The 12,676-nt window shown below is 40.4% G+C and carries 13 protein-coding genes; 12 read left to right on the top strand and 1 reads right to left on the bottom strand.

Features of this window, described 5'->3' with window-relative positions:
- The first annotated feature begins 1 nt into the window (after nt 1).
- The 7 genes from ABVF21_RS14300 (at nt 2) to ABVF21_RS14270 (ending at nt 7,618) form a co-directional block, all read left to right on the top strand.
- On the top strand, nt 2-499 hold the full coding sequence (locus ABVF21_RS14300) for a PH domain-containing protein (RefSeq protein ID WP_371018435.1): 498 nt from the start codon (nt 2-4) through the stop codon (nt 497-499).
- Nucleotides 496-1,989: a PH domain-containing protein gene (locus ABVF21_RS14295; protein WP_371018434.1), complete on the top strand. Its 1,494-nt coding sequence runs from the start codon at nt 496-498 to the stop codon at nt 1,987-1,989. The genes ABVF21_RS14300 and ABVF21_RS14295 overlap by 4 nt, the downstream gene beginning before the upstream one ends.
- Nucleotides 1,990-2,126: 137 nt before the next feature.
- Nucleotides 2,127-3,044 carry an aldo/keto reductase gene (locus tag ABVF21_RS14290; RefSeq protein ID WP_194220937.1) on the top strand — a complete coding sequence of 306 codons (918 nt, stop codon included), beginning with the start codon at nt 2,127-2,129 and terminating at the stop codon, nt 3,042-3,044.
- Between the two features lie 95 nt (nt 3,045-3,139).
- Nucleotides 3,140-3,607 carry a DUF2691 family protein gene (locus ABVF21_RS14285; RefSeq protein WP_194220938.1) on the top strand — a complete coding sequence of 156 codons (468 nt, stop codon included), beginning with the start codon at nt 3,140-3,142 and terminating at the stop codon, nt 3,605-3,607.
- A gap of 248 nt (nt 3,608-3,855) precedes the next feature.
- Entirely contained in the window at nt 3,856-5,211 is a 1,356-nt protein-coding gene (locus tag ABVF21_RS14280; RefSeq protein ID WP_303529337.1) for an arsenic transporter, read from the top strand.
- Between the two features lie 25 nt (nt 5,212-5,236).
- Complete coding sequence (locus ABVF21_RS14275; protein WP_303529334.1) at nt 5,237-5,899, top strand: DUF2642 domain-containing protein; 663 nt, start codon at nt 5,237-5,239, stop codon at nt 5,897-5,899.
- A 210-nt stretch (nt 5,900-6,109) separates the two neighbouring features.
- The gene (locus ABVF21_RS14270) at nt 6,110-7,618 is read left to right on the top strand and encodes a M1 family metallopeptidase (protein WP_371018433.1); all 1,509 of its coding nucleotides are present in this window, start codon (nt 6,110-6,112) and stop codon (nt 7,616-7,618) included.
- Between the two features lie 46 nt (nt 7,619-7,664).
- Here the strand turns inward: ABVF21_RS14270 and ABVF21_RS14265 are convergent, their stop codons facing one another.
- Nucleotides 7,665-8,219 (bottom strand): helix-turn-helix domain-containing protein, encoded by a 555-nt coding sequence (locus ABVF21_RS14265; protein WP_371018432.1) that lies wholly within the window; start codon nt 8,217-8,219, stop codon nt 7,665-7,667.
- A gap of 161 nt (nt 8,220-8,380) precedes the next feature.
- On the opposite strand from ABVF21_RS14265, the gene ABVF21_RS14260 reads away from it, so the two are divergent.
- The 5 genes from ABVF21_RS14260 (at nt 8,381) to ABVF21_RS14240 (ending at nt 12,587) form a co-directional block, all read left to right on the top strand.
- Nucleotides 8,381-9,271: a DMT family transporter gene (locus ABVF21_RS14260; protein WP_371018506.1), complete on the top strand. Its 891-nt coding sequence runs from the start codon at nt 8,381-8,383 to the stop codon at nt 9,269-9,271.
- Nucleotides 9,272-9,343: 72 nt separating this feature from the next.
- Complete coding sequence (locus ABVF21_RS14255) at nt 9,344-10,285, top strand: ornithine cyclodeaminase family protein (protein ID WP_371018431.1); 942 nt, start codon at nt 9,344-9,346, stop codon at nt 10,283-10,285.
- Between the two features lie 148 nt (nt 10,286-10,433).
- Entirely contained in the window at nt 10,434-11,288 is an 855-nt protein-coding gene (locus ABVF21_RS14250) for an MBL fold metallo-hydrolase (RefSeq protein ID WP_371018430.1), read from the top strand.
- A gap of 46 nt (nt 11,289-11,334) precedes the next feature.
- Complete coding sequence (locus ABVF21_RS14245) at nt 11,335-12,153, top strand: ABC transporter ATP-binding protein (RefSeq protein WP_303529324.1); 819 nt, start codon at nt 11,335-11,337, stop codon at nt 12,151-12,153.
- A 218-nt stretch (nt 12,154-12,371) separates the two neighbouring features.
- Nucleotides 12,372-12,587, top strand: a complete 216-nt coding sequence (locus ABVF21_RS14240; RefSeq protein ID WP_371018429.1) for a hypothetical protein — start codon at nt 12,372-12,374, stop codon at nt 12,585-12,587.
- Nucleotides 12,588-12,676: the final 89 nt, after the last annotated feature.

Here is a 12,676-nt window from a genome sequence, read left to right as displayed (position 1 = left end):
TATGTCGACAGAAATTAGCAATCCAAACCGCCGATTAGCGAAGGAGGTTGTGCGCGTATGGACGATAAATGCAATCATTGGAAATAGTATTGGTATTCTCGTCTTGGGTATTCTTTTTTATCTTGATGATCGGTTCACCTGGTGGGGATGGGTAAGGTGGCTTTTAATGATCGCGTTGATTATTACGATAGTCATGACGATGTGGGATGTTTTTATTCATCCTAAGTTGAAATATAAGTACTGGCGATATGAAATAGATGAAGAGTACTTGAAGCTTAGACATGGGGCAATCAATGAAGAGCATCAGCTTGTGCCAATGAGCAAAATTCAAGCGGTTGCCACTAGTCAAGGTCCCCTATTAAGGAGATATCAGTTATATGCGCTATCGATTGAGACGATGGGTTCATCACATATGATTCCAGCGTTACCTAAAGAAGAAGCCTTTCAATTGCGGAATGAAATTGCCCGATACGCGAAGGTGAAGGAGGAGGGGGAATGAGAACTTTGCAAAGGTATTCCCCATGGCTACTCTTATTTGATACGTGGAAACTTGGAAAGAGCGCTATTTTCTTTCTAGTCTATTTCTTTCTGATCAAAGGTGATTCAGATTCCTTTTTCTTTGAATACGGACGCCCCGCGGTCCTTATTCTACTTGGATTATCGCTCATTCGGATTGCGCTGAAATGGTTAACGAAAAAATATCGTCTTGATGACGCATTCCATCTTCACGCGGGGATCTTTACGAAATCAAAACGAACGATTCCGTTCTCGAAAATTGAAAACGTAAACGAGCGCACGTCCTTCTTTCATCGCTTAACTGGGACCACCTCCTTGACCTTTGAAACGGGGATGAGGGGAGATGAGGCAGCGGTAGAATTTGATGTTGTTTCACGAAACCATGCTGAGGAGTTGAAACGGTATGTTTCACTCCAATCAGTAGAAGACTCTGAAGCAGGGCCTATGATTGAAACAGTATCGGAAGGAAAGGAAGACAAACAGCAACCAGATCGGATTGTTCATTTTCGGGCTCAAAAAAAAGATTTGGTTAAAGCTTCGTTTACATCTTTAAGTTTTCTTTTCCTTATACCTGTTGTTGGAGGGTTTTATTCTAAACTTGACGATATTTTCGGTGTGGAAAAGGATGCGGAAGGTTTGATTGGCTTTCTTCTTCAGTCAGATTGGGTGATCGGCATAATCGTTATCGCCGCTGTGATCATATCCATTGGCTTTGGGCTATCCCGTACGTTTTTAAGGTACGGTGGGTTTGAGATTTCATCAGATAACGAGCAGATCTACATTCAAAAAGGAGTTCTTGACGCTACGAAATTTTCTATTTCAAAACACCGTGTACAAGCGATTGAAATCAATCAAACATTTCTCAAGCGTTTGTTTGGACTTGCGGAGGTGAAGTTAACGAGCATTGGTGAATCGCGAGCGGATGAGGAGAAGCTTGAAAGCAACTCACTCTATCCCTTTCTACCAGTTCAACAAGCATATGAGATGGTCGAAGAAATTTTACCAATGTATCAGGTAACTGAAAAAATGGATCGATTGCCGCCTTCTTCGCTCTGGATTCGCGAACTGCGACCAAGTTTTCTGTGGATGATTGGAACGGGATTATTGTGGTACTTTAAGCCTGATGTTCTGAATGTCCCCTGGTGGATTTTCTCAGTATTGCTTCTTATGATCGTCAGTCTTATGAGGTACTTTGATTATCGCAATACGAAATATACTTTAAATGCTTCATTCGTTCAATTTAAAACGGGTGGATTATCCACTTCTTTATTTGTATCAAAAAGAAGTAAAGTGATTGAAGTTAATGTAACACGAGGCTTTTTTCAGAAAATAGCTGGACTTGCATCAGTTGGAGTGATTAACCGAGCAAAGCCTGTTCATCATTCGGGAATTGATGATGTGCCGCTTGAAATCGCCGGTTCCTTTTATAAATGGTATCTGGCTAGAAGAGATGAAATAAATTTGGTTAACTGATAGAGGGGAGAAACAATGGGTATATGGGTACAAAATATATTTCAACATTGAAAGCGCAATAACAAAAAAGTCTAAATATTACCTTTTCCTTTACCTGAATGATAGGATGACAGTATCAATTAAACGAGGTGATTTCTTTGAAAAAGATTAAACTAGGTACGAGTGATTTAGAAGTTGGCGAGATTTCACTAGGTTGTATGCGCATGAACGAACTTAGTGAGAAGGATGCCGCTTACGTGATTGAGAATGCGATGGACCATGGAGTGGATTTGTTTGATCATGCTGACATTTATGGTGGCGGGAAATCGGAGGAAGTATTCGCAAATGCGATCTCTGCAAACGATGATCTTCGTGAGAGAATGAAGCTCCAAACGAAGTGCGGTATTCGTAAAGGCTTTTTTGATTTTTCCAAAGATCATATTCTTGAATCGGTGGATGGAAGCCTAAGTCGACTAAAGACAGACTATGTTGATACTTTGCTTCTTCATCGCCCGGACGCCCTATTTGAGCCTGAGGAAGTAGCCGAGGCCTTCTCTCGTTTGAAAGAAAGCGGAAAGGTTCGTCACTTTGGCGTGAGTAATCAAAATCCAATGCAAATGGAACTGCTGAAGAAGTATTTGAAGGATGACTTAATCATCAATCAGCTTCAATTGAGTATTGTACATACGCCAATGATTGATGCTGGATTTAATGTGAACATGCAGAATGATCCAGCTGTCGTTCGCGATAGCAACATTCTTGAGTACTGTCGTTTGAACGATGTTACGATTCAAGCGTGGTCTCCATTTCAGCACGGCATGATTGAAGGACCATTCGTTGGAAACAACGCCTTTCCAGAAGTAAATGCAAAACTTCAGGAGCTTGCAGAGAAATACAATGTGACTGATTCAACGATTGCGATCGCATGGATTTTACGTCATCCTGCCAACATTCAGCCTGTTGTAGGCACGATGAACACAGAACGATTAAAGGATATTTCAAGAGCTTCTGATATGGAGCTTACGAGAGAAGAGTGGTATGAGCTTTATCGTGCTGCAGGGAATAAGCTTCCATAAGATAAAATGATTGTTCGTTTTAGAGCGTCATTCTGATGATAAGGAAATGCGCATTTCTAGGTTTTCTATGTTTCTTAACAGAAAGAGGAGAGTTAATGATCACGGGAATTACTTTTGAGGTTCCGAATAAACAGGGTTACCTTCTGAGGGATATATTGATTCCGATCGATGTATCAGCTTTTAATTGGCTGGTCAAGGATGAAGAGGCTTACTATGTAGTTGATGGTGAGTTAGGTGAGCCGCTGTTTAATCACAAAACCTTGCATTTGGAAGGTCAGCTTCTTCAAAAGAAAATAGAAGAACAGCTCTCCTATGTGATTTTTGCTAATCTAAAAGCTTTTCCGAAAGGTTCGGTACCTAAGGAATTAGAGATTTATAAGGATTTTAAGGAAAGCGATTGCGAGTTTGTTTTACTTATAGTTGATGGCACTTTTGTTACCGTATATTGTAAAGATAACGTACTAAGTGAAACGTTATTCTATCATGCTAAAAGAAAGGGATACCTGGAAGTAGCCTATCTAACTGATGAAAATGATGAGAGGACAGGACTTTCTGTATGGTAAGAACGAAAGCGTAATACAAATTAACGATAAACAAGCTAGAATTCCTTTAGTAAAAGGCGTTCTGGCTTGTTTTTATATGGAATTTTATTTATGGACGAGTATCTCGACCGGACATCTGCCATGGAGAGTCAAAGGTACATTTTAGGATTTTAGCTTCAAAAACCTATCCCTTTTGACGCGAAATGAATATAACTATACAAGGTGGGACATGCAAGAGCTTTTTACTAGATTAAGAAAGGCGGCTAGATATGTCATTAGGCATAGGAATACCCATATTAGTGTTCGTCGTAACAATGATGGTCATATTTTGGAGACCGGGCGGGATAAATGAAGCATGGCCAGCCTCGATCGGAGCCCTCATCATCTTAGTAACTGGAACTGTATCCCTTGGAGATATAGCTGATATCCTAAGTAAAATAAGTGGCGCATCCATTACGATAATGGCGACGATTGTCATGGCTGTTATATTAGAAAGTTTTGGCTTCTTTCACTGGGCAGCTGCAAGACTAGCTGTTCTTTCGAAGGGATCGGGCTATCGTTTATATTGGTACATTCAGTTGCTTTGTTTCTTAATGACTCTACTATTTAATAACGATGGAAGCATTTTAATTACAACTCCAATCTTAATATTGCTACTGAAAAACCTTCGTTTAAAGCCACATCAAATGATTCCTTATTTGTTAAGTGGTGCACTCATCGCGACAGCTTCCAGTGCTCCGATCGGTGTGAGTAACATTGTTAATCTGATCGCTTTAGAAATTGTCCATATGACGCTTTATATGCATACGGCGATGATGTTTGTGCCTGCAACTTTAGGATTGATCTTTATGTCATCATTTATGTTTTTCGTCCTGAAAAAGAAACTTCCTAAAGAACTTCCAGGTGCGGCTTATGACATTGAAGAGATGTTCTTTTCGAAGCATTTTCATCCGTTAAAAGGGAAGATTTCCGTAGAAACGAAAAAGAAACGCACGCAGTTTATGATCAAGCTTCTCCTATTTGTTTTTATAATGCGCTGTCTTCTCTTTGTCGCATCTTACTTCGCGATCCCCATTGCACTCGTTGCTGTTCTTGGATCAGCTGTCTTGCTCGTGTGGAGATGGTATGCACTCGGCACAAATCCTATTGATATCATTAAGAAAACGCCGTGGCACATTTTAATATTTGCTTTCTCGATGTACGTGATTATCTACGGACTTCATAATGCAGGGTTAACCGCATTGCTTGTGGACATGTTAAATCCGATCGTCAACCAAGGATTGTTAGCAGCTAGTTTCATTATGGGAGGGTTAGTCTCCGTTCTTTCCAACCTCTTTAATAACCACCCTGCTCTAATGGTTGGAACAATTGCGTTAACGGAAATGGGATTAGACCCGATCACATTAAAAACCATTTACCTTGCCAATATTATCGGAAGCGACATGGGGTCCTTGCTATTGCCAATCGGAACGCTTGCATCCTTGATTTGGATGCATATTTTGAGACAGTATCATATTAAAGTGACGTGGAAAGATTACATGAGCGTATCTTTTATCGTCATTCCTCTAACGACTGTTTTTACACTGTTTCTACTATTCTATTGGGTGCAGCTGATATTTGGGTAAGAATCTTGGAGAGGAGCCTGTTTGAATGGATCGACTAGTTAATTTATTAGGAAAACATGTGGAAGTGAAAATTTCTGGAGGAACAATGTTTATCGGAATTCTTACGGATATTGGACCAGACATTCTCGTCCTTTTCAACGGGGAAAATTATCTCTACTTACCGCTGCTGCATGTTCATAAACTGTATCGCTATACGAAATCAGATACTGTCGAAAGCCCAAGTGCACCTTCACTTTCGGATGACATCGATTCGATTTCGTATCGGAAAATACTCATGAACGCGAAAGGAATCTTTACTGAAATTTATGCGACTGGAAACTTATCTTTCCATGGATATATTACGAACGTTCTGAGTAATTACATCTCATTTTATTCCCCAGTTTATAAAACAATGTATCTACCCTTAAGTCATATAAAGTGGATAACCCCATACAGCCAAAACAATACACCCTATACGCTTTCAAACGAAAAACTGCCAGTTAATCCGTCTAATATCCCATTGCTTCGATCATTTGAAGAACAGTTAAAGAAAGATGAAGGAAAGCTTGTCGTGTTTGATGCAGGAAGCGATCCAACTAAAATTGGCTTATTAACGAAAGTAGAAAATAATTTCGTTGAACTAGCGAATGCTAGTGGAGAGGCTGTTTATTTAAGATTAAACCATATTAAATCTGTGCAATTGCCTTAATGGGGTCAGGTTCGTACCTGACCTTTTTTTGTGCGTTTAGCAGACAAACTTCCTATGATGGATGGTCTAGTAAGAGGTGAATAAATGGGAATTCACTTCTTACACCTACGAAATAACTAGATAATTTTTCCATAAATGAGTCGTTTGTTTCAAGGTAACCCCTCCTTAAATCCAGAAATTCTTAAGTGAAATAACTAAGGAGGGATTTGTGTGAAGGGAAAGCGAGTGATGAAGCAGCTTCTGCAGGGGGTTGCTGCAGGTAGCTTATTAATGGGGCTTGCGCTACCAGCAAGTGCAGCTGAACCTGATACGAATGAATTGATGCTTGAGGGGGAGGGGGCTTATGTTCCTACTGATTCGCCTAGCATTCAATTACCGAAGCAGCCGTTTCAGCTTCAAAAACCATCTAAGCAAGAAGGGGTACTTGGCCCAACAAAGCCTTCGTATGTGATGGATGTAGATTATAATGCCACGACGCACAAAGTAAAAGGGACGCTTGAAGTAACGTTCAAAAACAACATCAAAAACAATTTAAGTGAGTTATACTTCAATCTTTGGGGAAATGCGGAAACGTTTGAAGAGAATGGCGGAAGTATGGATGTTTCCAAAATCAAAGTAAACGGTAAGAAAGCAACGTTTGAGGTAAACGAAACGGCACTACATATTCAAAACCTTTCGCTACCGAAAAATAAGAAATCGACCGTTACGATGAACTTTCAAGTGAGTTTACCAGAACAGCAGGATCGCTTTGGCTGGTATGGTGATACCGTTTCAATGGGCAACTGGTTCCCGATTTTAAGCGTTTACGATGATGAAGGCTGGAATGTCGATCCGTATTATCCGTATGGTGAAGCGTTTTATTCTCTCTCTGGAAAGTATGATGTCACCGTGACGACTGATAAAGAACAAGTCATCGCGGCGACAGGAGAAGAAGTTGGAAAGCCTGTTATTAAAGGAGATCAGGCGACGCATCGCTATAAGGCAAAGGATGTTCGCGACTTTGCGATGGAAATGAACCCAAATTACCGCGTCATCTCTTCGAAAGTGAATGGCATCAAAGTGAATGTCTACTATTCTAGTGAACACGCGAAGTATGCTGCGTCCCTACTCGAGTCTGGTGTTGATAGCCTTGCACTGTTCAGTGAGAAATTCGGTAAATACCCGTGGCCAGAGCTTGATATCGTGACGATGGAAGGCTGGTTTGGTGGGATGGAATACCCACAGCTCGTGATGATTAGTCTCGCAGGAGATCGGCCGCTTGATTGGGCGAAGTCAGTGAATGCTCATGAAATTGGACATCAGTGGTTCTACGGAATTATCGGAAACAATGAATATGATGAGCCGTGGCTAGACGAATCATTCGCAAGCTTTGCGGCGGCACTTTATGATGGCGATCTAGATGATCTAGATGTCGCTCCTCATCCGGATCAAGATTATCACCTATCCAGTCAGATCGCAGACTTCACTGCCCGTGCTGATGAAGGAGGGATCAGCGCATATTATTATATGATCTATAACTATGGATCAAGTACGATCAACGACCTTCGTCAGGAGCTAGGAGATGAGACTTTCTATGACGCAATGCAGCGTTATTTTAAGCAACAGAAATTCGGCATTTCGACTACTAGAGACTTTATTTCTTCGATGGAAAAATCAACAGATCGGGATTTAATGCCGTTCTTCCGAGATCATCGGGTGTATTTATCAGATCAGGAATAAGATCATGAGAAAAAGGACTAAATCGAATTCGATTTAGTCCTTTTTTTTATGAAGGATAATAGATTGTCATGCTTAATTGAATTTCTTCATCACCTTCGTTCATGTAAGAGTGAACGCGGTCTGCGTTGAATTTAATAGAGTCACCTTTTTGGAGCGTATAACGATGGTTTTCGATGATCATCGTTAAAGTTCCACTTACGACAGTCATGCATTCAATTGTGCCAGAGCGGTGGGGGCCTGATTCCATTAAAGCCCCAGGATCTAATTCAACCATATACATTTCAAACGGCTTGTGGTCTTCATAAGCAAAGGAAGGATACAGTCGGTACAAATCCTTGTCGTCTTTAAGAGGAGAGATGTTAACTTTTCGAACGATTTCCGTATCAGGCATTTCATATTGAATTAGTGAACTAAAAGGGATTTTTAACCCATTGGCAATTTTCCATAGCGTTGTAATCGTTGGATTGGATTCTTCCTTTTCGATTTGACGAATCAGACTCTTACTCACACCTGACATAGACGCTACATCATCAAGGCTAAGCTTATGTCGTTGTCGAAGCATTTTTAAGTTATTTGAGATCATTCCCTGGATATGTTCCAATCTTATTCTCCTTTTGTATACAATATAATGATCATATTGTACAATATAGTAAATTAATATATTGTTCTTTTTGTTCAATATAATAATTATACCATTTTAAAATGGTATCAAAAAGATCAGATAAGCTTTTGGGAAAGGAGAGAGAATCAGACTTGGAACGAGTGAAGACATGGAACGTTTATTATTTAGCCTATCTTTCATTGGGGTTGATTTGGGGCACGAATTTTCTGTTTATGAAATGGGCTGCCGTTATCATTACTCCGGAACAAATTGTCTTTCTACGCATACTGGCAGGGCTCATCCCGGTCCTCAGTTGTGCCCTTATGACGAAACAAATGAAGTTTAAGCACTTCAAATATGTTCATCATTTTTTTATGATGGCGATACTGGCTACGGTCGTCTATTTCTATTGTTTTGCGAAAGGAACGTCTCTATTAAACTCCGGTATTGCCGGGGCTTTGAGTGGTTCGATTCCATTATTTTCAACGCTGATAACGTTTCTTATATTAAAAGAAGAAAGATTATCAAAACGAAAATTAGCAGGAGTGTTTGTTGGGTTTATAGGTGTTTTACTTATTGCCAAACCCTGGGTAAATGGGGAAGATGGTCTTGATTTAAGTGGTGTATTGTACATGACAATCGGATCACTAGCCGTTGGGATTTCTTTTGTTTATGCGAAACGATTCTTATCAAATGTCAACATTTCACCAGCAGCGCTCACAAGTTACCAAATGATACTAGCTCTATTGATTCTTGGAATATTTGGCGACCTGGGAGGAATAAGTGATATAAAAACAGACACAGGTGCGCTGCTTGGGGTGATCATTGGTCTTGGGATTGTTGGAACAGGACTTGCTTATATATTGTATTATGTGATCGTCAATAAGTTAGGTGCAGTGGTTGCGTCAACGGTTACCTATATTCCTCCGGTGGTAGCCTTATTTATCGGTTTATTTCTTGCGAATGAAGTCATTTTGTTAAGTGACTGGGGAGGTATGGTTGTTATTTTGGTAGGTGTTTACCTATTAAATAAAAAATCAATAAAAGGATAAGACGATTGTTTGGAATCAACTTCTTTGAAATGGTATGTTGAACGTAGATTGGCTTAACTATAGGAGGTACATATGAATATTCTTTCAGGACAAGAAATCGAACAGAACCTATCTATGCAAGAAGTAATCGAATCGATTGAAGCGTATTATTTAACAGAAGAAGACCAGAGTGAAGTGACACCTGAACGAATGCATGTAGAAGATGGGGACAATACGTTTCTACTTATGCCCTCCTTTTATGGAAACTACCAATCTGTGAAGCTGGCGGGCGTTGCTCCTGACAATTGGAAGCATGGGAAAGAAACGATTCACGGAATGATGATCTTAAATGATCGCAAGACCCTTGCGCCATTGATGTATTGTGATTTTATGAAAATCACAGCTCTTCGAACAGGAGCATTAGGTGGGCTTGGAATGAAATACTTATCAAGACCAGACGCGAAAACACTTGGCGTCATTGGCCTCGGTACGCAAGGATGGAGTCATCTTCAAGCAGCCATGGCAGTTCGACCGATTGAGAAGGTGTACGTGGCAAATCGAAGCAAAGAAAAAGTATCGTCATTTATAGAAAAAGCTCAAGAATCGTATCCTTACTTAATTGTAGAAGAGGCTTCGATTGAAACGTTAGTCCTACAGTCAGACATTGTCGTCACAACGACAACATCAACGAATCCTGTGCTACCTGAACTTGAAGCTTCAGAGTGGGACGGTAAATTGGTAGTGGCAGTTGGATCCTTTAAACCAGCGATGCAGGAGCTTCCGGATTCATTTCTCAAGTCTGTTGACGCTCTGTATGTTGATACGCGAAGAGGCTTTCATGAATCTGGCGATTTGATTCGTGCGCGGGAACTCGGCAGACAGGAGTCTGATTCTCTGGCGTTAGAAGAAATCATTCAACAAAATCATCGACCAGACAACCTGAATGAAAAAGGACTTCTCTTTAAAACAGTTGGCATCGCGATTTTTGATTTGATTGTGACGAAGACGCTGTATGAAAAGATGAATTCGAAGTGATGATGAGAGCGACAGTGCCAGGAAAGGTACTATCGCTTTTTTTATACTATCGTCGTTAAGGATATGAATTGAGCAGTGGCTTCCTATAGTGATATGATGAAAAGAATTAAAAATTTCGAAAAATATGGTCGGTTATGGAGGTTATACTATGCAACAGATTAAGCAAATCGGCACTCGTTTTTACTACCAAACGCCCGTAGCCGATACGGATCGACCGATTCTCGGGATGGTAATTGGAGATAGAAAGTCTCTGATGATCGATGCTGGGAATTCAGAGGACCATGCTCGTTATTTTCTAAAAGAGCTATCGGAAAAAGGAATCAAGGAACCAGACATGGTCGCGCTTACTCATTGGCATTGGGATCATATTTTTGGACTATCGGTGCTTAGAGATGCTGTCTCCTTATCCTCCCATCAGACGAAAGAGGAAATTAGTAAGCTTATTCCGTTAGGATGGTCTGATGTTGAGTTGGATGAGCGGGTGAAAGAAGGCACTGAAATTGAATTTTGTGCAAATGCGATTAAGAAGGAATTTGTGGGTTCTCGAGATATTACCATTACGCTACCAGATATAACGTTTGGAGAGAAAATGGAGATTGATCTTGGTGGTGTCACATGTATTCTTAAGCCAGTTGGGGGCGATCACGCGGCTGATTCGGTTGTGATTTATGTGAGGGAAGAGAAAATCCTATTTCTTGGAGACTGCTTTTATCCTGATATTTTTTCAGAAAAAGTCAATTACACTGTTAACACAACAACTCGACTGCTTGATCAGTTAGAAAGCTTTGAGGCAGAATGGTTCATCTTATCACACGGGGAGGCAATATCTAAGGAGGATTTTAAGAACGAAGTGAACCTTTTACGTGCTGTTGCTTCTATTACTGAGGAGTGCGACGGTGATGTTACACGGATGCAAAAGTTGTATGAGCATAACGTTGGCAGAGACTCACACGAAGAGGAGCTTGAAGTGATTCAAGAATTTGCTAACGGGTATACGATGTAAAAAGCGCTAGTTGGAGTGACTTTCTTCAAAGAACGGAGTGAGATGTATGGCAATCATTCATGTAGAAAATGCTTATTACACACGTGAGAAACAGATGATTTTATCCGATATTTCTTTTTCGGTAGAGAAAGGACAGCATCAGGCCATTGTCGGATTAAATGGATCAGGTAAAACGACGCTACTTCAGTTAATTCACGGCTCGATCTGGCCCCTGCTTCGATATGATCCCATCGTTGAAGTATTAGGGCAGCGTCTTGGAAAAACTGATTTGAATGAACTTAGAAAATCTATTGGCTGGGTGAGCAACGCTTTCACTGAGCGTATTTCTCCCATGCAGGAAGTAACAGATGTTGTGATTAGCGGGAAGTTTGCCTCAGCTGGACTTTATGAGCAGGTGACAGAAGAGGATGAATCTCAAGCGATGAAGGTGATGCAAGAATGGGGGATTGCTCATTTACGCGGCAAACCTTTTCGAATTTGCTCTCAAGGAGAGAAGCAGAAAATCTTGATTGCAAGAGCGTTAATGGCTTCTCCAAAGCTTCTTATTCTAGATGAACCGTGCAACGGACTGGATCTGTATTCACGCGAACAGTTATTAGCTCAGGTTGAACGACTTGGAAAGAAGAAAGAGGGTCCAACCATATTGTATATCACTCATCATATTGAAGAGATTTGTCCCGTATTCACTCACGCTATGATTATGGAAAATGGTCGAATTGCAGTGAATGGCAAGAAGAAAGATGTGTTAACAGCTGAACATCTTAGTAAAAGTATGGGCGTCCCTTTAGAAGTGACGTGGAACAGAGAGCGGCCTTGGGTTCAGGTGATTTCAAATGAGATGAAGCCAGCTTATCCATCTACATAAGGACCGTGTATCTCAAGAAATGTCCAAATTCAATCATTGTCAAAAGGAGGAATGTATTGAAGGATTTTGATTCGCTAACGCATAAAGAAATCGCGATTCGATATACGGTATTGACGCTATTTTTATCGTCTACGATTTTTATAGTGGATTATGACCTTTCACTGTAGTCATATGTCATATGCATGCTGCTATCGATATTTGGTATTGCGGTGAACTTGTTGAAATGGAAACGTGGAAATAAAGTTAACGTCACATCTAAAGATCATGTCATTCGCTCCGGTGTTTTTTCTTTCATGGCTTTTCTCTTGTTGGTGCTGCCTTTTGACTACTCCGTTTGGTTGATGAATCTTATGATTCTATCTCTTGTCATGGCCAATACGATTGATTTCATGCGCATGCGGAATAGGATACTAGAGGGGCAACGTGAGGGATAAAAGACCTGAATCATTTGGATTATTTTTCATGAAGATTCCTGGTGTTATCGCCATTCAGTTAATTGAATGATGATAATTTTCTAATAATA

Source organism: Pseudalkalibacillus sp. JSM 102089, from assembly GCF_041366475.1.
In the GTDB taxonomy this organism is placed as follows: domain Bacteria; phylum Bacillota; class Bacilli; order Bacillales; family Guptibacillaceae; genus Guptibacillus; species Guptibacillus hwajinpoensis_B.
This window is presented reverse-complemented; position numbering and strand designations above follow the sequence as displayed.

What these genes read in the sequence shown, in the direction of transcription:
- ABVF21_RS14300 (WP_371018435.1), top strand. Translation starts at nt 2, where the DNA reads ATGTCGACAGAAATTAGCAATCCAAACCGCCGATTAGCGAAGGAGGTT.
- ABVF21_RS14295 (WP_371018434.1), top strand. Translation starts at nt 496, where the DNA reads ATGAGAACTTTGCAAAGGTATTCCCCATGGCTACTCTTATTTGATACG.
- ABVF21_RS14285 (WP_194220938.1), top strand. Translation starts at nt 3,140, where the DNA reads ATGATCACGGGAATTACTTTTGAGGTTCCGAATAAACAGGGTTACCTT.
- ABVF21_RS14280 (WP_303529337.1), top strand. Translation starts at nt 3,856, where the DNA reads ATGTCATTAGGCATAGGAATACCCATATTAGTGTTCGTCGTAACAATG.
- ABVF21_RS14275 (WP_303529334.1), top strand. Translation starts at nt 5,237, where the DNA reads ATGGATCGACTAGTTAATTTATTAGGAAAACATGTGGAAGTGAAAATT.
- ABVF21_RS14255 (WP_371018431.1), top strand. Translation starts at nt 9,344, where the DNA reads ATGAATATTCTTTCAGGACAAGAAATCGAACAGAACCTATCTATGCAA.
- ABVF21_RS14250 (WP_371018430.1), top strand. Translation starts at nt 10,434, where the DNA reads ATGCAACAGATTAAGCAAATCGGCACTCGTTTTTACTACCAAACGCCC.
- ABVF21_RS14245 (WP_303529324.1), top strand. Translation starts at nt 11,335, where the DNA reads ATGGCAATCATTCATGTAGAAAATGCTTATTACACACGTGAGAAACAG.